We start from the raw sequence: 22,828 nt of genomic DNA on the forward strand, positions 1-22,828 counted from the left end.
CAAGAGGGCGAGAGAGCGGAGGACTCCGGTGGCGGAGAAGCAGACGATCCTGGGACGCATCGCGCAGTTGGCCCGCGCCAACGTCAACGCGCTGCTGGACGCGGCCGAGGACCCCGAGAAGATGCTGGACCAGATGGTCCGCGACTACACGAACAACATCCGCGAGGCCGAGGCGGCCATCGCGCAGACCATCGGCAACCTGCGCCTGGCCGAGGCCGACCGCGACGACGACGTCGCGGCGGTGAAGGAGTGGGGCAGCAAGGCCGCGGCGGCCTCGGCCAAGGCCGACAGCCTGCGCGCGGCCGGGCAGAACGCCGAGGCCGACCGGTTCGACGAGCTGGCGAAGGTGGCGCTGAAGCGGCAGATCTCCTTCGAGCAGGAGGTGTCGGCCGCGGCCCCGCAGATCGCCGCGCAGACCGAGGTCGTCGACAAGCTCAAGAGCGGCCTGGCCGCCATGAAGGAGAAGCTGACCGACCTGAAGACCAAGCGCGACCAGCTGGTCGCCCGCGCCAAGGCGGCGCAGGCCCAGGCGCAGGTGCAGTCCGCCATCGGGTCGATCAACGTGCTCGACCCCACCTCCGAGCTGAACCGCTTCGAGGAGCGGGTCCGCCGCGAGGAGGCCCGGGTCGCCGGGCAGGCCGAGCTGCAGGCCGACTCGATCGAGGCGCAGTTCGCCTCGCTGGAGGACGCCGCGACCGACCTCGACGTCGAGGCCCGGCTGGCGGCGTTGAAGTCGCAGGGCTGAGCGGGAATCGTTCCGGGGCGCAACGACTTGAACCGTTCGGCATGAAGACCGGATGGAGATTCACGCAACGGCGGTTCGTCGACCTGCAGCGGACGGCGAGCGCGCGGTAGCGGGGCGAGCACGCACTCGTCCCGCCATCCGTCCTTCCCTGGAGCTTCGTCATGTTCGCGCGCCTGCGCAGGACGCCCTTCGGCGTCCAGGTCCTCATCGGCCTCGTCCTCGGCATCGTCCTCGGCGCCCTCGCCCGCTCGATGGGCGGCACGAGCGAGGACCCCAACTGGCTGACCACCACCCTCACGACGATCGGCTCGACGTTCGTGACCCTGCTGCGGGTGCTCGTCCCGCCGCTGGTCCTGCTGGCCGTCGTCACCTCCATCGCCAACCTGCGCCAGGTCACCAACGCGGCCCGGCTGGCCTGGCAGACGCTGCTGTGGTTCGCCGTCACGGCGCTCATCTCGGTCGCCATCGGCATCGTCATCGGCCTGGTGACCGACCCGGGCGGCCGGTCCTCGGTGGCGGCCGATGCGGCACGGGAGCCCTCCTCGACCGGGTCGTGGCTGGACTTCCTGCAGGGCATCGTGCCCGGCAACACCTTCGCCCTGGCCGGTTCGGCCGGTGACGACGGCAGCGTCACGCTGAACTTCAACGTGCTGCAGCTGCTCGTCATCGCGATCGCCCTGGGGGTCGCGGTCCTCAAGGTCGGCGACAAGGCCGAACCCGTCCTGACCGTGGCCCGCTCGGGCCTGGCGGTCGTGCAGACCGTGCTGTGGTGGGTCATCCGGCTCGCCCCGATCGGCACCGTGGGGCTGCTGGGCAAGGCCGTCGCCAGCTACGGCTGGGACGCGCTGAGCCCGCTGGCCGTGTTCGTCGCCGACGTCTACGTCGGACTGGCCCTGGTCGTCTTCGTGGTCTACCCGGTGCTGCTGCGCGCGCACGGGCTGAGCATCCGCAGCTTCTTCGCCGGTGTGTGGCCGGCCACCCAGCTCGCGTTCGTCTCGCGCAGCTCCATCGGGACGCTGCCGGTGACGCAGAAGGTCACCGAGGACCTGGGCGTGCCGCAGTCGTACGCCTCGTTCGCGGTGCCGCTGGGCGCCACGACGAAGATGGACGGCTGCGCGGCGATCTACCCCGCGCTGGCCGCGATCTTCGTCGCCGGGTTCTTCGGCGTCGACCTGAGCGTGACCGACTACCTGCTCATCGCCTTCGTCTCGGTCGTCGGCTCGGCCGCCACGGCCGGGCTGACCGGGGCCACGGTCATGCTCACGCTGACGCTGTCGACCCTGGGGCTGCCGCTGGCCGGCGTCGGTCTGCTGCTGGCGATCGACCCCATCCTCGACATGGGCCGCACCGCGGTGAACGTCACGGGTCAGGCGCTGGTGCCCACCCTGGTCGCCAAGCGCGAGGGGATCCTGGACGCCGAGCGCTACCGCAACCCCCGTGCGGTGGCCGAACCCGTCGCCGTCTGACCTCCCCCGTCGAGAGCCCGCGCGGATCCACCCCGCGCGGGCTCTCGCACGTCAACCGGCCGGCGCCAGCACCAGCAGGGGTTTGGCCCCCCGCGCGGTGTCCCCCACCAGCGCCACCAGCGTCCCGTCCGGGGCGAAGGCCCCCACCGGTCCCGGCGACCCGGTGGCCGTCAGGAAACCGCCGTGCGCCAGGTTCGCGGCCTCGTACTCGCTGACGTCCCGGGCCGGGAACAGCCGGCGCGCCACGGCGGCCAGCGGTTCGACGCGGGGCGCGGCCTCGACCTGTTCGAGGGTGCGCGCCTCCTCCAACGTGAACGGCCCGGACCGCGTGCGGCGCAACGCGGTCAGGTGCCCACCGACCCCGAGGGCGCGGCCGAGGTCGCGGGCCAGAGCCCGCACGTACGTGCCGCTGGAGACCTCCACGACGACGTCGAGGTCCAGGAACGGGCCCTCGACGCGCCGGGCCAGGACCTCGAAGCGGGAGACGGTGACCGGCCGCGCCGGGAGTTCCACCTCGTGGCCGCCACGGACCCGGGCGTAGCTGCGCTCGCCGTCGACCTTGATGGCGCTCACCGAGCTGGGAACCTGGGCGATGTCCCCCGTCAACGCCGAGACCGCCTGCGCCACAGCCTGCTCGGAGACTCCCGTCGCGTCCGCGGGCTCACCGAGGGGTTCGCCCTCGGCGTCGTCGGTGAGCGTGGCCACCCCGAGCCGGACGGTCGCCGTGTAGGCCTTGTCGTGCGCCACGAGGTGGGTCAGGAACTTCGTGCCGCGGTTCGCCCCGAGGACCAGCACCCCCGTCGCCGCCGGGTCCAGGGTTCCGGCGTGGCCGACGCGGCGGGTCGACAGCAGCCGCCGGCAGCGGCCGACGACGTCGTGGCTGGTCCAGCCGGCGGGCTTGTCGACGACGAGGATCCCGTCCCCCACACCCTCGCTCACCGGCCCACCCCCGCCAGCGCCGTCAGGTCGGAGGACTCGGGGTGGTTCCAGGCGTTCACGTCGAGCTGCACGTGGAACAGCATGACGTGCGCCGTGCCCGCGGCGGGGGCGGGTGGGCAGCTCGATGCCGTCGAGCCCCTCGGACAGGGAGCTCGACCCCGCCCGGCCCTGGACCACGCTCCCGAGCGCGAGCAGACTGCTGAGGAGACGGCTCCCCGCCGCGGTCGAAGGGATGAGCACCATTAGCGAGCACGACGCGGAACTCACGCCGGAGACCGGGAACGCCTTCGACCCTCGAGCGCGCTACCGCACCCTGCCTGCGCCGGTCCGCATCGCGGACACGACCGGGAGCCGGGCCCCCCTGCCGCCGCCTCCCGATTCGACGGAAGGCGGCGACGCCAACCGCGACGCCGCGGTTCGCTACCCGTCGTGACGCCAGGCCGCCACGACCGGCGCAAGAGGGTTCAGCTGACCGCGGCGCGTTCCACCGACCGGGCCCCGACACGGCCCAGCACCTCCAGGTCGACCTCGTCCAGCCGCTTGACGTACAAGCAGCCCTTCCCGAGGCGGTGCGGGCCCAGGACCTCGAGCAGGTCCGCGTAGTCGCCGGGTCCCCCCGTGAGGTACAGGACCAGCGCGTCCTTGCGCGCGGCGAACCCCACGGCCGCGGTGTCACCCTCGCGGCCGGACTCGTAGCGGTAGTGCCGGGAACCGAAGCCGATGATCGAGGAGCCCCACGACACCGGCGGCAAGCCCGTCGCGGCGCTCAGCAGCGCGACCAGGGCTTCGGCGTCGGCGCGGCGGTGCTCATCGGCCACCGCCGCCAGGACGTCCGCGACACCGCTCACACCGCTCGTTCTACCGCCACCGTGACACCAGGGGGAAGAGGGAAGAGGGACGCCTGCGCTCGGCCCGTGGCCCGGTTCCTGGCGATCCACGGCGGCGTGGCCGACGACCAGCGCAGGCAGCGCTCAGCGAGGGGCGGCAGAGGGCGTTCCCGGACGCGCGGGCCTCGTGGGCGCGGACCCACCAGGCGAGGGTGGTGGACCCCGGTGCCCCTCGGTTCCCGACAGCCCGACTGAGACGCACGCTCGCCCTACGATCACCGGGTGACGTCACCACCGACGGAGCTTCCCGCTCGGCTCGCACCCGGGGACCGGGTCGCGGTGGTCTCACCCAGCAGCTGGCCCGACTCCGGCGACGACCTGGACCCGCTGCTGGAAACGCTGACCGCGTGGGGGTTGCGGCCCGAGGTCGGTGCCCACGTCGCCGACCGGCGCGGGTACATGGCCGGCTCCGACGCCGACCGGCTGGCCGACCTGAACCAGGCCCTGCGCGACCCCGGGATCCGGGCGGTGATCGCCTCCCGCGGCGGCTGCGGCAGCCTGCGCCTGCTTCCTGGCATCGACCGGGAAGCCCTGCAGCGCGACCCCACACCGCTCATCGGGTACAGCGACCTCACCGCCTTGCACCAGCTCTGGCGCCGTTCGGGCGTTCCAGCGGTCCACGGGGCCGTCGACGGCGCCCACGCCGACGCCGTCCGCGCCCAGCTCATGGACGCCGCGGGTGCCACCGTGCCCACCGACCCGGCCGCGGTCACGGCCGGGCTGACCACGACCGGCACCGCCCGCGGCGTCCTGGTCGGGGGGAACCTCGAGATGCTCGCGCGCTGCACGGGGGTCGTCGACGTCAGCTGGCGCGGTTGCCTGCTGCTGGTGGAGGCCAACAAGGCCGCCGGTCTGGGCATGGTCGACCGTGCCCTGACCCAGCTGCGCCTGTCCGGCGCCCTGGCCGGCCTCACCGGCGTCGCGGTCGGCAGCTTCGAGGAGTTCACCGGTTACCAGGACCGGGGATGGGCGGTCACCGACGTGCTGCACGACCTGCTCGACGACCTCGGCGTGCCGATCCTGGGCGGGCTGCCGCTGGGTCACCTGCCCGATCCGGTGCCCGTCCCGCTGGGGGTGCCGACCGTCCTGGACGCCGACGCCGGCCGGCTCACCGTCGACGCCGCGGTCCGGTAGCCACCACGTACGGGCCGACGGGAAACCTGTCGCCGCCCTGGCCCCTGGTGCCCGAGGGTGGGCGCGTGACCGTGAACTCCCCACCACCTGGCATCGAGTACCGCTGGCGGGACCCGATCACCGACGCCGAGGTGGTGGACCTGGTGCTCTCCCACGCAGGTGACGCCAGCCCCGGGTGGTGGCCGCGGATCCGCGAGCACAGCCTGGGCTGGGTCGGGGCCCGCGACGAGGCCGACCTGCTGGTCGGGTTCGTCAACGTCGCCTGGGACGGCGGCGACCACGCCTTCCTCATCGACACCAAGACCCGCGGCAGCCACCAGCACCGAGGCATCGGCCGCAGCCTGGTGCAGGTCGCGACCCGCCACGCCGCGGCCGCCGGCTGCGAATGGCTGTTCGTCGACTTCACCGCCGACCTGGCCCCCTTCTACCTGGACGCCTGCGGCTTCACCCGCACCGACGCCGGACTCATCCACCTCACGACCGTCTCGACCGCCGGTGGCGGCCACCGCTGACGGGTCGCGGGTTGGACGACGAGTCGACGTCGGGCTCCACCGTGCTCGAGTGGCGATCGACGCGGTGATCTCCGACCTGGACGGCGCCCTCTTCGACCACCCCAGCGCCGCCCGCAGCAGCTGACCAGACCGCGTGCGAGGAAGGTCGCGTACGGCTCGACGCCGGCCTGTCCCGTTCCACCAGCCTGCGCCGGTCGAACTCCTGGACGTCCGCGATCGCACACAGGAGCTCAGCGGCCTCGACCTGGAGTTCCCGGCACCACAGCGCGAACCGCCGTTCGGCGTCGGTGAAACCCGGACCGTCGGCCCGGTAGCCCGTGGTCGGACGCAGCGGAACGAAGCACCAGGCCGCCTGCGCCACGTCCCATCCCCTCGGCGCGGGCCCGACGGTGTCCCGGTCGGTCAACGCCGCCAGCTCGTCGCCCGCCACGACGTGTTCCACGGCGTCAGGTCGCCGTGACGCAGCACCGCTGGCCACGGCCACCACGCGACTGTTCCCTCGACGTGCTCGAGCACTTCGCGTCCCTGCGCGTCGAAACCCGGGGGCACCGGCGCCTGCTCGAAGCCGGACCGCCGCAGGTGACGCAGGAGCGCCTGGACCGACGGCGTCCACGCGGCGGCGGTGCGACGGACCGTCTCCCCGCTGCGCACGACCACCGTGCGCCCGCTCGCGGCGCGGCCGCGGACGTCCAGTTCGGCGGGGGCTCACCCGAGCCGACCCACCAGGTCCTGCAGCCGCGTCAGGTCGTCGCGGACCGAGGCCCGTTCCCCGTCGGTGAGTTGAACCGCGGCGGCCCTCTCCAACGCCGCCGCCGCCGCCGTCTGGTCGCCCAGCCGTCCGGCCACGTCGCCGCGCAGGACGAGCAGGCGCAGGAGCTGCACGGGTGTCGCCCGCTCGTCGCCCGGCCCGAGCACCCGGTCGATGATCCTCGCCGCACCCGCCGGGTCGTCCTTGGAGTCGGCGAAGAGCGTGGCGTTGTGCAGGGCCCGCGCGAAGGTCTCCGTGGGGGCGGGCCGGTGGTGCGGGTCCTCGCCGGTGGGCTGCCCGACCCGGACGCAGTTGCCTCCCGGATCGGTCATCAGGAACTGCCGCACCCCGTAGGACATGTCCCTGAGCGGCCCGATCCGCGGTAGGCCCCGGTTCGGCACCTTCCCGTACGCGGCGCGGAGGCCGGCCCGGAACGCCTCGTACAGCCCGTCCACGTCGTCGGTGACGACGTAGCACGTGCTGTACGACTGACTGGGCTCGTACCTCTTCATGCCGAAGAACTGCAGCTCGATGTCGCCGCGTTCGACGACCGCGCACGGGTTGGGGCTCTTCTGCAGGAAGGTCACCTCGAACCCGAGGGCGGAGTAGAAGTCGATGACGGGCTGGATGGTCCGACACGGCAGCAGGGGAATCGTCTTCTCAGCCACACCAGTACTCTAGTCAAAGTTGAATAGAGTGGAAGGGGTCGTCTCCGTGTCTGCCATCCGTCTCCTCGTCCTGGGCGCCGTCCGCCAGCACGGCCGCGCGCACGGTTACCAGGTGCTCAACGACCTGGAGTCCTGGGGCGCGCACGAGTGGTCGACCGCGAAACCCGGCTCGATCTACCACGCGCTCAGGCAGCTGACGAAGCAGGGCCTGCTCCTGGCGCACGAGACGGCTCCGTCCACGGTGGGCGGTCCGCCGCGCACGGAGTACGAGATCACGCAGCGGGGCGCTGAGGAGTTCCTCTCCCTCCTGCGCGCAGCCCTCGTCTCCCACGACCAGAGGCTGGACGTCCTCTCCTCCGGCGTCGGCTTCATCGTCCACCTGCCGCGGCGGGAGGCGGTGGCGCTGCTGCAGGAGCGGGTGGAGGGGCTCCAGGCGTGGCGCACGAGCGTCACCGACTACTACACCCCCGAGGACGGGCCCGGACAGCTCGGCCACATCGGCGAGATCATGAACCTCTGGGTGCACTCGGCGGACGCGGGCGCGGAGTGGACGCGCGGCCTGATCGAGCGGATCGAGGACGGCGCGTACACCTTCGCGGGCGAGGAGGAACCTTCCGTCGGCACCCCGCAGGCGCTGTCCGCGAAGGCCGACCGTGCGTCATGATCGAGGGGTGGGCGACGTCCGGGCAGGCCGAGTCACCGGCGTCAGCCGTGACGGCGAGCACCGTTTCAGCAAGGACGTCACCGACGTCATCACCCTGCTGGCGGGGCTCGGCGTCGAGGGGGACGCCCACGCCGGCACGACGGTCCAGCACCGCTCCCGGGTGGCCGCCGATCCGACGCGACCCAACCTGCGCCAGGTGCACCTCATCCACGGCGAGTTGCACGACGAACTGCACGAACGGGGCTTCGCCGTGGGCCCGGGCCAGCTGGGCGAGAACATCACCACCCGGGGTGTGCACCTGCTCGACCTCCCGCGCGGCACCCGTCTGCACCTGGGTCCGCAGGCCGTGGTCGAGGTCACCGGACTGCGCAACCCGTGTGCCCAGATCAACGCCTTCCAGCCGGGTCTGCTGAAGGCGCTCACGCCCCGCGACGTGGACGGCAACGTCGTGCGCAAGGCCGGGATCATGAGCGTCGTCCTCGTGGGCGGACAGGTCCGGGTCGGTGACCCGGTCGCCGTGGAGGTGCCGCCGCAGCCCTGGCGGGCCCTGGAGCGCGTGTGAACGACGGCCGAGGAGGGCCCGCTCAGAAGACCGACGCGACGAGGTCGGCCATCACGCCGACCAGGACGAGGAAGGCCACCCCGAAGACGGTGAGGAACACCCCGCTCGTCCCGGCCCCGAAGACGCTGCCGCCCTCGGCCCGCACGTGCGCGCGTTCGGGAACGCGGGGGTCGTAGACCACCCGCGCGGACCGCCCCGTGACGAACGAGCGGTTCCACACCTGCTCGCCCACGACCGTCACCTCCCGCCCGTCGGCGACGAAGCGCACGACGGGCGAGAAGGTCATCCGTCGTTCGTGACGGCTGGTGATCCGGTTGTCGACGACCGTGCCGGTCGTCGTGACGCCCTCGGTGCTCAGCCGCGCCGCCTCCCGCGCACGGGACCGCGAGCGGACGACCGTGCGGACGCCGCCGGCGACGACGGCCAGCCCGACGAGGGCGACCAGGACGAGGAGGACGACGAAGAAGGTGGGCACTCCCCCGGCGTCCTCGAGGCCGGAGTCGAACGCCGGCAGTCGCGGTTCCACGTCCACCACACTGCCACGCGACCTCAGCCCCGGTCGGGCTCTTCCGTGTCCTCGTCCTCGTCCCACTCGTCGTGCTCGGCGGGCTTCTTGTACGGGTCGGCCTCACCGGCGGGCTTGGCCCCCGCGGCCAGCGCGGCCACCCGGGCGTCCTGCTCGGCGGCCTTCGACAGCAGGTCGGTGATCTGCTGCGCCGTCTCGGGGACCTCGTCGGCGGTGAACGTGAGGGTCGGGGTCAGCCGGATGCCGGTGCGCTTGCCGACCTCCGAGCGCAGCACGCCCTTGGCCGACTCCAGCGCGGCCTTGGTGCCGGCCTTCTCCTCGTCGCTGCCGAACACCGTGTAGTACAGCGTGGCGTGCTGCAGGTCGTTGGTGACCCGGGCATCGGTGATGGTGACGAACCCCAGGCGGGGGTCCTTGACGCGCTTCTCGAGGGCGTCGGCGACGACGACCTTGATGCGGTCGGCGAGCTTGCGGGCGCGGGTCGGGTCGACCACGTCGAACTCCTGTGCGGTCAGTCGTCCGACGACATGAACTGCCGTCGGGCGGAGAGGATCTGGAACTCGGGGTGCGCCGCGACGAGCCGTTCGCAGCGGTCGAGGACCTCGGTGCAGCGGGCCGCGTCCGGGGCCACGACGGCCACGGCCACCTCGGCCCGGCGGTGCAGGTCCAGGTGTCCGGTCTCGGCCGCGGCGACGTCGAACGAGCGGCGCAGCTCGGCGACCAGCGGCCGCACCAGGCTGCGCTTGCCCTTGAGGGAGTGGACGTCGCCGAGCAGCAGGTCGACGGTCAGCGTTCCGGTGAACATGCGTTTCCGGTTGGACGGGGATTCATCGGGGGTGACAGCCGGGGGGGGGGGGGGGGGGGGGGGGGGGGGGGGGGGGGGGGGGGGGGGGGGGGGGGGGGGGGGGGGGGGGGGGGGGGGGGGGGGGGGGGGGGGGGGGGCGGCGGCCGCCGCCCCCCCCCCCGCCCCCCCCCCCCCCCCCCCCCCCCCCCCCCCCCCCCCCCCCCCGCCGGATCCGTCGCGTCAGCTGCGCGACTTCTCCTGCATCTCGAACGTCTCGATGACGTCGTCGATCTGGAGGTCGTTGTACGAGCCCAGGCCGATACCGCACTCGTAGCCCTCGCGGACCTCGGTGGCGTCGTCCTTGAACCGTCGCAACGACTCGATGGTGAGGTTGTCACCGTGCACGACACCGTTGCGCAGCACGCGCGCCTTGGTGTTGCGGCGGATCAGACCCGACCGGACGAGGCAGCCGGCGATGTTGCCGAACTTGGACGAGCGGAAGATCTCGCGGACCTCCGCCGTGCCGAGCTGGACCTCTTCGAACTCCGGCTTGAGCATGCCCTTCAGGGACGCCTCGACGTCCTCGATGGCGGCGTAGATCACCGAGTAGAACCGGATGTCCACGCCCTCGCGGTCGGCGTACTCCTTGGTCTGCTGCTCCGGACGGACGTTGAACCCGATGATGATCGCGTTCGAGGCGACGGCGAGGTTGACGTTGTTCTTCGTCACCGCACCGACACCGCGGTCGATCACCCGCAGTTCGACCTCCTCGCCCACGTCGATCTTGTACAGGGCGTCCTCGAGGGCTTCGACCGAACCGGCCCCGTCACCCTTGAGGATGAGGTTGAGGGTCTCGACCTTGCCCTGCTGCAGCGCCTTGGTGAAGTCCTCCAGCGAGATGCGCTTGCGCGCCTTCGCCAGAGCCGCGTTGCGCTCCTGCGCCTCGCGCTTCTCCGCGATCTGCCGCGCGGTCCGGTCGTCCGGCGCCGCGAGGAAGGTGTCACCGGCGCCCGGAACCGACGTCAGACCCAGGACCTGGACCGGACGCGACGGGGTCGCCTCCTCGACGTTGTCGCCGTTCTCGTCGATCATCGCGCGGACGCGGCCGTAGCCGGTGCCCGCGACGATGGCGTCGCCGACCCGCAGGGTGCCGGACTGGACGAGGACGGTCGCGACGGGGCCGCGGCCCTTGTCGAGGTTGCCTTCGATCGCCACACCACGCGCGTCCTTGTCGGGGTTCGCACGCAGGTCCAGCGAGGCGTCGGCGGTGAGCAGCACGGCCTCGAGCAGGTCGTCCAGGCCCATGCCCTGCTTGGCGGAGACGTCGACGAACATCGTGTCGCCGCCGTACTCCTCGGCCACCAGGTTGTACTCGGTGAGCTGCTGCCGGACCTTCGCCGGGTTCGCGCCCTCCTTGTCCACCTTGTTGACCGCGACCACGATCGGCACGTCCGCCGCCTGGGCGTGGTTGAGCGCCTCGATCGTCTGCGGCATCACGCCGTCGTCGGCCGCCACCACGAGGATCGCGATGTCGGTGACCTTGGCACCACGGGCACGCATCGCCGTGAAGGCCTCGTGACCCGGGGTGTCGATGAACGTGATGGCCCGGTCGTTGCCCTCGTGCTCCTTGACGACCTGGTAGGCGCCGATGTGCTGGGTGATGCCACCGGCCTCCTTCGCCACGACGTCGGAGGAACGGATGGCGTCCAGCAGCTTCGTCTTGCCGTGGTCGACGTGACCCATGACGGTCACGACCGGCGGACGGGCCTCGAGGACCTCGTCACCCTCGGCTTCGAGCTCGGCGTCCAGGTCGATGGAGAACCCGGCGAGCAGCTCGCGCTCCTCGTCCTCCGGGGACACGATCTGGATGACGTAGCCGAGCTCGGCGCCGAGCAGCTCGAACGTCTCCTCGTTCAGCGACTGCGTCGCCGTCGCCATCTCCCCCAGGTGGAAGAGGATGGTGACCAGCGCCGCGGGGTCGGCGTCGATGCGCTCGGCGAAGTCGCTCAGCGACGCGCCACGACGGATGCGCAGGACGGTCGTCCCGTCACCGTGACGGACCGAGACACCCCCGACCGCCGGGGCCTGCATCGCCTCGAACTCCTGGCGCTTGGCGCGCTTGGACTTGCGGCCACGGGCCGGCTTGCCGCCGGCGCGACCGAACGCACCCTGGGTGCCACCGCGGTTGCCGGGACGGCCACCGCCACCGGGACGGCCGGCGTAGCCGCCGCCACCGGCACCGGGAGCGCCGCCACCGGGACGGCCGGCGTACCCGCCGCCACCACGGCCGCCACCGGGACCACCACGGCCCGGAGCACCCGGACGACCGGCACCGGCGCCCGGACGGCCGACCGTCGGGCGCGCGGGCATCATGCCCGGGTTCGGACGCGGGCCACCCGGACGGGGACCGCCGGGACCGGCCGGACCCGGACGGGGACCGCCCTGCGGACGCGGCATGCCCTGGTTGGCCGCGAACGGGTTGTTGCCCGGACGCGGGCCACCGGCGCCGCCCTCGCGCTGCGGACGCGGCATGCCCTGGCTGGTCGCGAACGGGTTGTTGCCCGGACGCGGCGCGCCGGCACCCGGACGGGGAGCACCCGCACCCGGACGCGGAGCACCACCGGGCGCGCCGGGACGACCCGGACGGTCGCCCTGCGGACGGTCACCGCGAGGACGCTCGTCACGGGGACGGTCCTCACGGGGACGGTCGCCACCGGGACGGGGACCACGGCCACCGGGACCGCCCTGGCCGCCGGGAGCACCCGGACGGGCGCCGGGGCCGGCGGGACCGGGACGGGCGCCCGGACGCGGGCCCTGACCCGGCCCACCGGAGGTCGGCGGGGTGGACGGCCGCGCACCCGGGGTCGGGCGCTGGCCACCGGGGGCCGCCGGACGCTGCGCGGCAGCGGCCGGACGCTCCGCCGGCGACGGCGCGGGCGCCTGGAAGGCGGGCGACGCGGGGGCAGGCGCAGGCGCACTGGGGGCCGGCGTCGGCGCACCGGGCGCAGGTGCGCTGGGGGCGGGCGCGGCGGGAGCCTGCGCGGCGGGAGCCGGGGCAGGCTCCGGACGCGAGGGCGCGGGCGCCTGCGGACGGGGCGCGGGCGCAGGACCCGGACGGGCGCCCTGCGGCAGACGCGGACCCGGCTTCACCGCCGGGGCGGGACGGGCGGCTGCGGCCGCACCGTTCTGGGGGAACTTGTCCTTGAGCCGCCGGATGACCGGCGGCTCGACGGTCGAGCTCGCGGAACGGACGAACTCGCCCATCTCCTTGAGCGTCGCCAGGACGACCTTGCTCTCGACTCCGAACTCCTTGGCGAGCTCGTAGACCCGGACCTTTGCCACATCTCTCCTGTCTCGGTCCGGGCTCAGCTCTACCGGGCGCGGACCGTCATCAGTCGGGGGGATTCATCGCTGGAGACTCATCGGGTGCTCATCAGCTGTTCGACCCGCTCTCATCGGTGGTGGTGGGCACGACGTCCTCGGGCGAGCACGTGTCCAGGAAGGACCGTACTCCCGAGGCGTCCAGCGGAGCAGGACGGCGCAACGCACGGGACCAGGCCCGGCGCTTCTCCGCCAACTCCAGGCACGCGGGGCTCTCGTGGAGCCACGCACCCCTGCCGGGGAGCCTGCGCCGCACGTCGACGAGGAGGTTGCCCGCCTCGTCCGGTGCGACGACGACCCTCAGCAGCGACGACCGGGAACCCCGTCGGCGGCAACCCACGCAGGTGCGCTCGGGCTCGGCGCGGGCCCCCGAGGGAACCGGACCAGCGTCGGACGCGGTGGATCGCCGGTCGGCCAGACCGGTCGCAGGCACTGTAACTATGCGGGCAGTGTATCCCTTCCCGCTCAGCGTCCGCCCGCGCTCGCGGCGTCGCCGCGCCGGCCGGCGGCGGACCCGGCGCTCTGCTCGGTGTCGGGGCGGATGTCGATGCGCCAGCCGGTCAGCTTGGCCGCCAGCCGGGCGTTCTGCCCCTCCTTGCCGATCGCCAGCGACAGCTGGTAGTCGGGCACGACCACGCGGGCCGAGCGTGCGGCGAGGTCGACGACCTCCACCGAGCTCACCCGCGCGGGCGACAGGGCGTTGGCCACGAACTGCCCCGGGTCCTCGCTGAAGTCGACGATGTCGATCTTCTCCCCGCGCAGCTCGGCCATCACCGCGCGCACCCGCTGCCCCATCGGCCCGATGCAGGCGCCCTTTGCGTTGACGCCCGGGCGGGTGGCGCGCACGGCCATCTTGGAGCGGTGACCGGCCTCGCGGGACAGCGCGGTGATCTGCACGGTGCCGTCGGCGATCTCGGGCACCTCCAGGGCGAACAGCTTGCGCACCAGCTGCGGGTGCGAGCGGCTCAGCACGACCTGCGGCCCCTTGGGGCCCTTCTTGACGCTGACGACGAAGCAGCGGATGCGGGCACCGTGCTCGTAGCGCTCCCCCGGCACCTGCTCGGTCGGGGGCAGGACGCCCTCGAGCGTGCCGAGGTCGACCTGGACGATGCGCGGGTCGCGACCCTGCTGGACCACACCCGAGACGATCTCGCCCTCGGTCTCGGCGAACTCGCCGAGCACGGCGTCGTCCTCGGCGTCGCGCAGCCGCTGCAGGATGACCTGCCGGGCCGTGGTGGCGGCGATCCGGCCGAAACCGGTCGGGGTGTCGTCGAACTCGCCGACGACCACGCCCTCGTCGTTGCGCTCCTTGGCCAGCACGCGGACCTCACCGCTGCTGCGGTCCAGCTCGATGCGCGCGTCGGGATGGGCCCTGTGGTCGGTGTGCTCGGTGCGGTGGTAGGCCACGAGCAGCGCCTGCTCGATGGCCCGCACGAGCGTCTCGAAGGGAATCTCCTTCTCCCGCTCCAGCATCCGCAGCGCGGCCATGTCGATGTTCACTGCTCGTCCTCGTCCGCTTCGTCGTCGTCTTCAGCTGCCACCAGGTCGTCGACGTCCTCGTCGCCGCGGCGGAACTCGATCTGCACCTCACCGCGGACCAGGTCCGCCCAGGCGAGGTCGTGGGGGGCGCCGACGTCCTTGGCGCGCGGCGGCTTCCCCTTCACCATCTGCGGTTCGCCCGTGCCGTGCACGCCGGCCTCGTCGACCGAGACCACCCGCAGCAGCAGCGAGGAGCCGTCGGCCAGGACCGCGCGCACGAGCCGGCCGCGCGAGCGCGACCAGTGCCGCGGCGTCGTCAGCGGGCGGTCGACGCCCGGGGAGGTGACCTCGAGCGTGTAGGGGAGGTCCCCGAGCACGTCGGAGTCGTCCAGGGCCTGCGAGACGGCGGTCGAGGCCGCCGCGACGGCGTCCAGGTCGAGGTCGCCGGGTTCGTCGCCGGCTCCGTCGACGACGACGCGGACCACGCGGCGGCGGCCGGCGGTCGTCACGGAGACGTCGTCGAGGGCGAGTTCGGCGCCGAGCTCGGATCCGGGGGCGAACACCGGGGCCAGCACCGTGGTGACGGTCTCGTCGAGCGTCGGCACGACCGCTCCTCCCTGCTCTGCAGTTGTCTTCGGGTCGTGCCCACCAGCCGGTGTCCCGGCGCGGGCACGACGGGACAGCTTAACCGTTCCCGGACCGCCCACCGGTCCGCTCGCGGCCCGGTGCGGGGCCGTCCGGGTCGCCCCGGGGTCCCCTGGCACGATCTGTCCCCGTGCCCCGCTCGCCCCACCCCTCCCGCCGCGGCCTGCTGACGCTGCTGGCCGGCGCCCCGCTCGTGGCCGGTGGGCTCAGCAGCTGCGGAGTGCGCTGGGTGAGCGGCACCGAACCGACGCCCGAGCCCGTGCGCGGTCCCGACGACGAGGCCCGCGAGGCCGCCGTCGCCGAGGCCCGCGCGCTGCTGCACCTGCTGGAGCCGGCCGCGGCCGGACCGGCTCCGCTGCAGGCCGTCGCGGCCCAGGGCGTGCAGGTCTGCCGGGCCCACCTGACGGCGCTGGGCGACGAGGCGTCCGGCGGCACGACGGCGACGGCGGCCGCCCCCGACGCGCAGGCCGTCGTCGACCGGCTGACCGCGGCGGCGGGCGCGGCGTTCACGACCGCCGCCCGGTCCACCGCCGGTGAGGGCCTCAGCGGCGGGGTGGCCCGGCTGCTGGCCTCGATCGCGGCCTCCCGCGCGGTGCTGGCCCAGGTGGTGGCCACGGCGACCGGAGCCGTCGCGGGACCCGTGGCCGGCGAGGCCCCGCAGGCGACCACGACCCCCTCCGCCGCCCCCACGTCGAGCGCGGGCGCCGACCCCGAGGCCGCGAGCCGGCCGGCGACCGTCGCGCTGCAGGCCGCCCTGGGCGGTGAGCACGCCGCCGTGCACGGCTACGCGCTCGTCGTGGCCCGGCTGGCCGATCCCCGGCGCACCGAGGCGGCGGGCGACCTGGCGGCGCACCGGGTCGCCCGTGACGACCTGGCCGACCTGCTCACCGCCCGGGGCGTCCCCCCCGAGCAGGCCGCGCCCGGTTACGACGTGCAGGCACCGACCGCCGACGCCGCGATCGCGCTGGCCGCCGCCATGGAGGACCGGCTGGCCGGGCTGTACGCCGACGTGGTGGCGGCCTCCGCAGCGGACCGGGAGCCGGCCGCCCGGGCGTTGCTGGCCGCCGCGCGGGGCGCCCGGCGCTGGGGTTCGGTCGTGCTGAGCTTCCCCGGGATGGCGGAACTGTCCGAGGACGGCTCCCCCGCCCCCACCGCGAGCACCACCCCCTGAGCGGCCCTGAGCGGCCCCCCTGCGCGGCACGGCGGCCGCACTGCGAGACTGCGGGCGAGATGAGCACCGCACACCAGACCCCCACGGCCGACGACCGGCCGCTGCGGGTCATGACCTGGAACCTGTGGTGGCGGTTCGGGGACTGGCGGGCCCGCCGCGAGGCGATCCTGGCCGTGCTCGAACGCGAGCAGCCCGACGTCGTCGGGTTCCAGGAGGTCTGGGCCGACTCCACCGGCGGCGCCGAGGAGGACCTCGCGCACTGGCTGGGCGAGCGGCTGGGGATGCACGTGGCGTGGTCACCGTCCCCGGCGCCGTACCGGTGGCGCCGGCGGCTGGTCTACACCGGTGAGGACGCCTCGGCCGTGGAGGGCCTGGAGTTCGGCAACGCCGTCCTGAGCCGCTGGCCGTTCCTGAGCGAACGCGTGCGCGAGCTGCCCGGTGGTGGGTACGAGGACGAGGGACGCACGGCGTTGCAGGTCCTCGTCGACGCGCCGCGCCGGCCGCTGCCGTTCACCACGACCCACCTGAACTCCTCCCCCGCCGAGTCCGCCGTGCGCGTGGAGCAGGTGCGCGAACTCGTCGGCTTCGTCGCCGAGACGCACCGCCGCGGGGAGTACTACCCGCCGGTGCTGACGGGGGACTTCAACGCGGTCGCGGAGTCGGACGAACTGCGACTGGCCGGTGGGTACCTCACGGCCGGGCCGGTGCCGGGTTTCGTGCTCGTGGACTCCTGGCGCTTCGCCGAGCCGGGCGACCCGGGGTTCACCTGGGACCGTCGCAACCCCTTCGTCGCGCGGGTCCACCAGCCCAGCGCCCGCATCGACCACGTCCTGGTCGGGCTCGCCCCGTTCACCGGGGAGGGGTCGGTGCGCTGCGTGCGGCTGGCCGCGACCGAACCCGTCGACGGGGTGTGGGCCAGCGACCACGCGGCGGTCGTGGTCGACCTCGAGCCCTAGGGCCGGAACGGTCCGCTGAGGACGGCCCACTGCAGCAGCAGGACCGTCTTGGCGTCGACGATCCCGGTGCCCACCAGGGCGAGGGCGTCGTCGACGTCGAGTTCGAGCACCTCGATGTCCTCGCCCTCGTGCCGCACGCCCGTGCGCGACCCGGCCTGCACCGCACCGTGGTCGTAGGGGGCGGCGAAGAAGTGCAGCCGTTCGGTGACCGATCCGGGACTGGTGTAGAGGTCGAACAGGTGGGTGACCTCCCCGACGGGGTAGCCGATCTCCTCGGCCGTCTCGCGGCGGATCGCGGTCTCGGGGTCGTCGGCGTCCAGCAGCCCGGCCGCGGTCTCCACGAGCATGCCGTCGGGGTGCTCGTTGACGTAGGCGGGCAGCCGGAACTGCCGGGTCAGCAGGACGGTGCGCGCCGTCGCGTCGTACAGCAGGATCGTCGCGCCGTCCCCACGGTCGTAGGTCTCGCGTTCCTCCGTCGTCCACGTGCCGTCGGAGTGCTGGAAGTCGAACGTCGTCGTGCGGGTGACGAACCAGTTCGAGGTCAGCAGCCGGACGTCGCGGATCCGCACGCGCGGGTTGCCGGCCAGGTCCCGGCCGGTCTGGTCCAGGCCGGTGCGGCCGCGGCGGTCGGGGACGTCAACTCCCGGCTGGTTCATCCCGTGATCGTCGCACGGTGCGCTTCCAGTTCGTCCCGAGTTTGCTCAGGTGCACGCGGGTCCGGTCGGCGCGGAAGAAGTCGTGGGCGTACTCCACCGCCGCGCCGTCCACCCCGAACGCCGTGCGGCGGATCTCCAGCAGCGCAGCCCCCACCGGCACGTCCAGGACGCCGGCCTGCTCGGCCGTGGCCGGTACCGCCTCGACCGTCTCGTCGGCCCGGTCCAGTTCGAGGCCGTACTCCGTGCTCAGCAGGGCGTACAGCGATCCGGTGAGGTCGCGCCGCAACAGGCCGGGGTAGCGGCGCGAGGGCAGCACGGAGGTGTCCAGCGACCACGACACCCCCTCGACCAGACGCAGCCGGACGACCCGCACGACGGGTTCGTCGCCGGGCAGCCGCAGGTTGCGGACCTCGTCCGGCAACGCCACGCCCAGGGTCGCGGACAGCACCCGGGTCGTGACCCGCAGTCCCTGCGCGCGGACCATCTCGGGAACCCCGAGCGTGGTGTTGAGGTGCCGCTCGAGACGACCGTCGTGGGCGAAGACCCCACCGGCCCGCCCCAGCGCCCTGCGGACGACTCCCTCGTCCTCGAGGCGGTCCAGCGCCTGTCGCAGGACGGCGCGGCCCACGCCGAGGCGTTCGGCCAGCGCGCGCTCGCTGCCCAGGCACTCCCCGGGGTGGAACCGTTCCTCGCGCACCAGCCGCCGGAGCGCGGCGTAGGCGAGGTCGCCGGGGCGGTCGATCGGGCACCTCCTGCGTCGTGGGAGCGCTCAGCGTCCCAGAGCCGCGAGGGAGGCGTCGAGCGCCCCGACGACGTGGTCGACGTCGGCGGACTGGAAGGCCAGCGGCGGCCGCAGCTTCAGGACGTTGCCGTGCGGGCCGGCGACCGACGTCAGGACGCCGCGGTCGCGCAGTTCCTCCAGGACGGCCAGGGCCAGGACGCGGTCGGGTTCCCGCGTCCCGGCGCCGGCGACGAGCTCGAAGCCGGTGAACAGCCCCGCGCCGCGGACGTCGCCCACGCAGTCGTGGGTCGCGCTCAGCGTCCGCAGCTCGGCGAGGAACTGCGCGCCGACCTCCGCGGCGTGCTCCTGCAGGCGCTCCTCCCGGATCACCCGCAGCACCGCCTGCGCGGCCGCCATCGACACGGGGTTGCCGCCGAAGGTGTTGAAGTACGGGATCCGGTCGCTGAACGCCTGCAGCACCTCGGCGCGGGCGACCAGCCCGGAGACGGGGATGCCGTTGCCCATGGGTTTGCCGAGGGTCACCAGGTCCGGGACGATCCCGTGCCGGGCGAAACCCCAGAACTCCTCGCCGGTGCGGGCGAAACCGGGCTGCACCTCGTCGGCGATGAACACCCCGCCGGCTGCGCGGACGGCGTCGACCGCCTCGGCGAGGTACCCGCGCTCCCCGGGCAGGACACCGTCGGAGGAGAAGATCGAGTCGGCGATGAACGCCGCGACGCCGATCCCCTGCGCCTGCAGGTCCGCGATCGCGGCCCGGACCTGCTCGGCGAACCACCGGCCGACCTCGGCGTCGGACATGCCCTGCCGGTAGGCGTCGGGGGCCGGGACCAGCCGGGCGGTCGGTGCGATCGGCTGCCCCGACCCCAGCGCCGGGGAGATGCCCGAGGTCAGGTCGCTGGTGCCGTGGTAGGCCTCGGTGGTCGCGATGACGCCCTGGTGACCCGTGAACTCCCGGGCCACCCGCACCGCGAGGTCGTTGGCCTCGGACCCGGTGCACATGTACATCGCCTTCCAGCCGCCACCGGGAACCCGCGGGAAGGTGGCCAGCAGGTCGTCGGTGTAGTCGAGGATGGTCTCGTGCAGGTAGCGGGTGTGGGTGTTCAGCTGCTGCATCTGCGCCGTGACGGCCCCGACGACCGCGGGGTGGCAGTGCCCGAGGCTGGCGACGTTGTTGTAGAGGTCGAGGTAGCGGTTCCCGTCCGCGTCGAACAGGTACTGACGTTCTCCGCGGACGAGGTGGACGGGCCGGCGGTAGAACAGCCGGTAGGAGCCGCCGAGGACGGCCTCACGCCGGCGGGTGAGTTCGCGGGTGGCCTCGTCGAGGGCGTCGGCGTGCTCGGCCCGGAAGCTGTTGGTGTCCATGATCGTGGACCGTGTCGTGGTTCCAGTCGATGTCGACATGCGTTCTCCTGCGGTGCTCGTCGTGGTGGCGCCCGACCCTCACGGCGGATGTGCTGGGACGATGCTGGCGCGCCGGCGTACCGGGGAACAGCCCGCGCTGTTTCGCGGACGTCAACTCGCCCGGAGTTTTGTGAACGGTTTGTTACGCGGGCGGCCGGGGTCGGCCGGGGGGTGACGCGGGGGTTCGCGGCGTGCCACACTGCCGCCGGCGCCCAGCCCTCCTCGAACCCCGAGGAGCTCCGTGAACAGCACGGCTGCAGCACCCCCCTTCGCGGTCTTCGACACGCTGCGCCGCGGTGACGCGGCGCCGGAGTGGATCCGGACACCGGTCCTCGACGCCTGGGGCCTGTCCCCCGCCGCGCACCTGACGCTGATCGCCGTCTCGGAGAACGCGACGTTCCGCATCTCCGTGGACGGCGCTCCGGTCGCCGTCCTGCGCCTGCACCGCCCCGGCTACGTCGCCGATCCCGCGCAGATCGCGGCCGAACTGACGTGGATGCGGGCCATCGCGGCCGACACCGACGTGCGCGTCCCCGAGGTCCTGCCGCTGCGCGACGGAACCCTCGTCCACGAGTTCACCGATCCGGACGGGACGACGTGGTTCGCCGTCGCGTTCGGCTTCGTCGTCGGCGAGGTCCTCGAGGCCACGCTGGCCGCCGGCGGCCTCGACGTCGGGGCGTTGCGGTCGTGCTACGCCGAGATCGGCGCCACGACGGCCGCGCTGCACGAGCACGTCACCGGCTGGGTCGCACCGACGGGTTTCGCCCGCTTCGGCTGGGACCTCGACGAAGCGCTCGGCGCGAGCAGCCGGTGGGGCGACTGGCGGGGCGCGTCGTTGTCCGGGGAGCACCTCGCCGTCTGCGAGCGCGCCGAACTCGCCGCGCGGGACGTCCTGGCGACCGCGACCCCGACGGGTCTGGTGCACGCCGACCTGCGGCCCTCCAACATCATGGTGGACGCGGCCGGCCGGCTGACCGTCATCGACTTCGACGACTGCGGGACCTCCCGGTTGCTGTGGGACTTCGCCGCGGCGCTGAGCTTCATCGAGCACGAGGAGTTCGTGCCGACCATCGCCTCGGCCTGGATCGCCGGGTACCGCACCGTGCGGGAACTGTCCGAGACCGACCTGCAGGTCGCGGCGGCGCTGTCGGTCGTGCGCAGGTTGCAGATGCTCGGGTGGACCACCACCCACCGGCAGGACGCGCTGCCCCCGGCCGTCTGGGCCGCGCAGGTCCCCGGAACGGTCGAGGTCGGCAGGCGCTACCTCGACCGACCCCTGTGGCTGTTCGAAGGAGGAACCCGATGAGCGGCACGGTCGAGAGTCGCGACGTCGACGCGCAGTACTTCGAGCAGCGCAGGCTGCGCAAGGGCGCCGCGGGGTGGGTCCTGCTGGCCGGGCTCGGCGTCTCGTACGTCATCTCCGGCGACTTCTCCGGCTGGAACTTCGGCCTGGGCGCCGGTGGCTGGGGTGGGCTCGCGATCGCGTTCGTGCTCATGGGCCTCATGTACTCGTGCATGGTGTTCGGGCTGGCCGAGCTGAGTTCCGCGTTGCCGACGGCCGGCGCCGGCTACGGTTTCGCCCGCCGCGCGCTGGGCCGGCTCGGCGGGTACGCGACGGGGCTGGCGATCCTCGTGGAGTACTCCATCGCCCCGGCCGCCATCGCGGTGTTCATCGGCGGCTACGTCGAGAGCCTGGGGTTGTTCGGTCTCACCAGCGGCTGGCCGGTGTACCTGGTCTGCTTCGCGGTGTTCATCGGACTGCACCTGGTCGGGGTCGGCGAAGCGCTGAAGGTGATGCTCGTCATCTCCGGGCTGGCCGTGCTGGCGCTGGTGGTGTTCGCCGTCGGGATGGCCCCGCACTTCAGCGTCGACAACCTGTTCGACGTCCCGGTCACCGACGCCGCGGGAGCCAGCGCGTTCCTGCCGTTCGGGGTCAGCGGGGCCGTCGGCGCGCTGGTGTTCGGCATCTGGTTCTTCCTGGCCGTCGAGGGGGTTCCGCTGGCTGCGGAGGAGGCCTCGGACCCGCGCCGGGACATGCCGCGCGGCATCATCGCGGCGATGGCCGTCCTCGTCGTCACCGGCCTGGCGGTGCTGCTGCTGGGTCCCGGCGGTGCGGGCAGCGCGCTGCTGGCCGAGTCGGGGTCACCGCTGCCGGACGCCCTGCGGGCCGTGGGTTCGGAGTCGCTGGCGGTCTTCGTCAACTACGTCGGCCTGGCCGGTCTGGTCGCGAGCTTCTTCTCCATCGTCTTCGCCTACTCGCGGCAGTTGTTCGCCCTGTCCCGGGCCGGGTACCTGCCGACGTGGCTGTCGCGCACCAGCGGCCGGGGCACGCCCGTGTGGGCTCTCGTCGTCCCCGGGGCGATCGGGTTCGTGCTGGCGACGGTCGTCGGCGACGGCGACGCGCTCATCAACGTCGCCGTGTTCGGCGCGGCGGTGTCGTACGTGCTGCTGAACCTGTCGCACATCGTGCTGCGGTTGCGGGAACCGGGGTTGGATCGGCCCTACCGCACTCCCGGCGGGATCGTCACCACCGGCACCGGCCTCGCGCTCTCCCTCGTGGCCGTCGTCGCCACCTTCGTCGTCGACGTGCGGGCGGCCGGGATCACGGCGGCCATCTTCGTCGTCGGACTGCTGTTCTACGGCCTGTGGAGCCGGCACCGACTGGTCGCCGCAGCCCCGGAGGAGGAGTTCGCCCTGCTCGCGGCCGCCGAGGAGGAGTTGCGCTGAGATGCGCGCCGCAGGCCCCTGCGTGACCATCTGGG

24 protein-coding genes are annotated in these 22,828 nt (G+C 73.4%); 10 read left to right on the top strand and 14 right to left on the bottom strand.

The features are described 5' to 3' along the window. The first annotated feature begins 28 nt into the window (after positions 1-28). Together ACRYR2_RS14300 and ACRYR2_RS14305 are read left to right on the top strand one after the other, a co-directional pair. Positions 29-745, top strand: a complete 717-nt coding sequence (locus ACRYR2_RS14300) for a PspA/IM30 family protein (RefSeq protein WP_432563546.1) — start codon at positions 29-31, stop codon at positions 743-745. A gap of 161 nt (positions 746-906) precedes the next feature. Next, entirely contained in the window at positions 907-2,211 is a 1,305-nt protein-coding gene (locus ACRYR2_RS14305; RefSeq protein ID WP_432563547.1) for a dicarboxylate/amino acid:cation symporter, read from the top strand. A gap of 51 nt (positions 2,212-2,262) precedes the next feature. On the opposite strand, the gene truB is transcribed toward ACRYR2_RS14305, so the two are convergent. Next, positions 2,263-3,150, bottom strand: a complete 888-nt coding sequence (gene truB / locus ACRYR2_RS14310) for a tRNA pseudouridine(55) synthase TruB (protein ID WP_432563548.1) — start codon at positions 3,148-3,150, stop codon at positions 2,263-2,265. A 464-nt stretch (positions 3,151-3,614) separates the two neighbouring features. Then, positions 3,615-3,998, bottom strand: a complete 384-nt coding sequence (locus tag ACRYR2_RS14315) for a DUF1801 domain-containing protein (RefSeq protein ID WP_432563549.1) — start codon at positions 3,996-3,998, stop codon at positions 3,615-3,617. A 318-nt stretch (positions 3,999-4,316) separates the two neighbouring features. Here ACRYR2_RS14315 and ACRYR2_RS14320 point away from each other — a divergent pair, with 318 nt between their 5' ends. Both ACRYR2_RS14320 and ACRYR2_RS14325 read left to right on the top strand, forming a co-directional pair. After that, positions 4,317-5,171, top strand: a complete 855-nt coding sequence (locus tag ACRYR2_RS14320; RefSeq protein WP_432563550.1) for a S66 peptidase family protein — start codon at positions 4,317-4,319, stop codon at positions 5,169-5,171. Positions 5,172-5,236: 65 nt separating this feature from the next. Continuing rightward, positions 5,237-5,683: a GNAT family N-acetyltransferase gene (locus ACRYR2_RS14325; protein WP_432563551.1), complete on the top strand. Its 447-nt coding sequence runs from the start codon at positions 5,237-5,239 to the stop codon at positions 5,681-5,683. A 402-nt stretch (positions 5,684-6,085) separates the two neighbouring features. Here the strand turns inward: ACRYR2_RS14325 and ACRYR2_RS14330 are convergent, their stop codons facing one another. Then, a complete protein-coding gene (locus tag ACRYR2_RS14330; protein WP_432563552.1) occupies positions 6,086-6,334 on the bottom strand; it encodes a hypothetical protein in 249 nt (82 codons plus the stop codon). A gap of 54 nt (positions 6,335-6,388) precedes the next feature. Further along, the gene (locus ACRYR2_RS14335) at positions 6,389-7,099 is read right to left on the bottom strand and encodes a bleomycin resistance protein (RefSeq protein WP_432563553.1); all 711 of its coding nucleotides are present in this window, start codon (positions 7,097-7,099) and stop codon (positions 6,389-6,391) included. Between the two features lie 46 nt (positions 7,100-7,145). Between ACRYR2_RS14335 and ACRYR2_RS14340 the strand changes: the two genes are divergently transcribed. Together ACRYR2_RS14340 and ACRYR2_RS14345 are read left to right on the top strand one after the other, a co-directional pair. Next, a complete protein-coding gene (locus ACRYR2_RS14340; protein ID WP_432563554.1) occupies positions 7,146-7,763 on the top strand; it encodes a PadR family transcriptional regulator in 618 nt (205 codons plus the stop codon). Positions 7,764-7,770: 7 nt separating this feature from the next. After that, positions 7,771-8,325 carry an MOSC domain-containing protein gene (locus ACRYR2_RS14345; RefSeq protein ID WP_432563555.1) on the top strand — a complete coding sequence of 185 codons (555 nt, stop codon included), beginning with the start codon at positions 7,771-7,773 and terminating at the stop codon, positions 8,323-8,325. 22 nt (positions 8,326-8,347) lie between these two features. Here the strand turns inward: ACRYR2_RS14345 and ACRYR2_RS14350 are convergent, their stop codons facing one another. From ACRYR2_RS14350 to ACRYR2_RS14380, 7 genes are all read right to left on the bottom strand, one after another. Then, positions 8,348-8,851 (bottom strand): DUF3592 domain-containing protein, encoded by a 504-nt coding sequence (locus tag ACRYR2_RS14350; RefSeq protein ID WP_432563556.1) that lies wholly within the window; start codon positions 8,849-8,851, stop codon positions 8,348-8,350. 23 nt (positions 8,852-8,874) lie between these two features. Next, positions 8,875-9,345: a 30S ribosome-binding factor RbfA gene (rbfA, locus tag ACRYR2_RS14355; RefSeq protein WP_432563557.1), complete on the bottom strand. Its 471-nt coding sequence runs from the start codon at positions 9,343-9,345 to the stop codon at positions 8,875-8,877. 17 nt (positions 9,346-9,362) lie between these two features. Continuing rightward, positions 9,363-9,656 (bottom strand): DUF503 domain-containing protein, encoded by a 294-nt coding sequence (locus ACRYR2_RS14360; protein WP_432563558.1) that lies wholly within the window; start codon positions 9,654-9,656, stop codon positions 9,363-9,365. A gap of 219 nt (positions 9,657-9,875) precedes the next feature. Further along, positions 9,876-12,977, bottom strand: coding sequence for a translation initiation factor IF-2 (gene infB, locus ACRYR2_RS14365; protein WP_432563559.1), 3,102 nt, complete (start codon positions 12,975-12,977; stop codon positions 9,876-9,878). 91 nt (positions 12,978-13,068) lie between these two features. Continuing rightward, on the bottom strand, positions 13,069-13,449 hold the full coding sequence (locus ACRYR2_RS14370) for a YlxR family protein (RefSeq protein ID WP_432563560.1): 381 nt from the start codon (positions 13,447-13,449) through the stop codon (positions 13,069-13,071). 32 nt (positions 13,450-13,481) lie between these two features. Beyond that, positions 13,482-14,516, bottom strand: a complete 1,035-nt coding sequence (nusA, locus tag ACRYR2_RS14375) for a transcription termination factor NusA (RefSeq protein ID WP_432563561.1) — start codon at positions 14,514-14,516, stop codon at positions 13,482-13,484. Continuing rightward, positions 14,513-15,100 carry an LSm family protein gene (locus ACRYR2_RS14380; protein ID WP_432563562.1) on the bottom strand — a complete coding sequence of 196 codons (588 nt, stop codon included), beginning with the start codon at positions 15,098-15,100 and terminating at the stop codon, positions 14,513-14,515. The genes nusA and ACRYR2_RS14380 overlap by 4 nt, the downstream gene beginning before the upstream one ends. Positions 15,101-15,270: 170 nt before the next feature. Here ACRYR2_RS14380 and ACRYR2_RS14385 point away from each other — a divergent pair, with 170 nt between their 5' ends. Further along, complete coding sequence (locus tag ACRYR2_RS14385) at positions 15,271-16,311, top strand: DUF4439 domain-containing protein (RefSeq protein WP_432563563.1); 1,041 nt, start codon at positions 15,271-15,273, stop codon at positions 16,309-16,311. A 59-nt stretch (positions 16,312-16,370) separates the two neighbouring features. After that, entirely contained in the window at positions 16,371-17,267 is an 897-nt protein-coding gene (locus ACRYR2_RS14390) for an endonuclease/exonuclease/phosphatase family protein (RefSeq protein ID WP_432563564.1), read from the top strand. Here ACRYR2_RS14390 and ACRYR2_RS14395 read toward each other — a convergent pair. The 3 genes from ACRYR2_RS14395 to ACRYR2_RS14405 are packed head-to-tail and all read right to left on the bottom strand — an operon-like array spanning position 17,264 to position 20,027. Next, positions 17,264-17,923 (bottom strand): NUDIX domain-containing protein, encoded by a 660-nt coding sequence (locus ACRYR2_RS14395; RefSeq protein WP_432563565.1) that lies wholly within the window; start codon positions 17,921-17,923, stop codon positions 17,264-17,266. The two genes, ACRYR2_RS14390 and ACRYR2_RS14395, sit on opposite strands and share 4 nt — an antisense overlap. Then, complete coding sequence (locus tag ACRYR2_RS14400) at positions 17,904-18,665, bottom strand: GntR family transcriptional regulator (RefSeq protein WP_432563581.1); 762 nt, start codon at positions 18,663-18,665, stop codon at positions 17,904-17,906. The genes ACRYR2_RS14395 and ACRYR2_RS14400 overlap by 20 nt, the downstream gene beginning before the upstream one ends. Before the next feature lie 27 nt (positions 18,666-18,692). Beyond that, on the bottom strand, positions 18,693-20,027 hold the full coding sequence (locus ACRYR2_RS14405) for an aspartate aminotransferase family protein (protein ID WP_432563566.1): 1,335 nt from the start codon (positions 20,025-20,027) through the stop codon (positions 18,693-18,695). 280 nt (positions 20,028-20,307) lie between these two features. On the opposite strand from ACRYR2_RS14405, the gene ACRYR2_RS14410 reads away from it, so the two are divergent. Continuing rightward, positions 20,308-21,372 (top strand): phosphotransferase enzyme family protein, encoded by a 1,065-nt coding sequence (locus tag ACRYR2_RS14410; protein ID WP_432563567.1) that lies wholly within the window; start codon positions 20,308-20,310, stop codon positions 21,370-21,372. Then, entirely contained in the window at positions 21,369-22,793 is a 1,425-nt protein-coding gene (gene eat / locus ACRYR2_RS14415) for an ethanolamine permease (protein WP_432563568.1), read from the top strand. Before ACRYR2_RS14410 ends, eat begins: the two co-directional genes overlap by 4 nt. The last annotated feature ends 35 nt before the right edge of the window (positions 22,794-22,828 follow it).

The organism is Kineococcus deserti, assembly GCF_050871945.1.
GTDB lineage: Bacteria > Actinomycetota > Actinomycetes > Actinomycetales > Kineococcaceae > Kineococcus.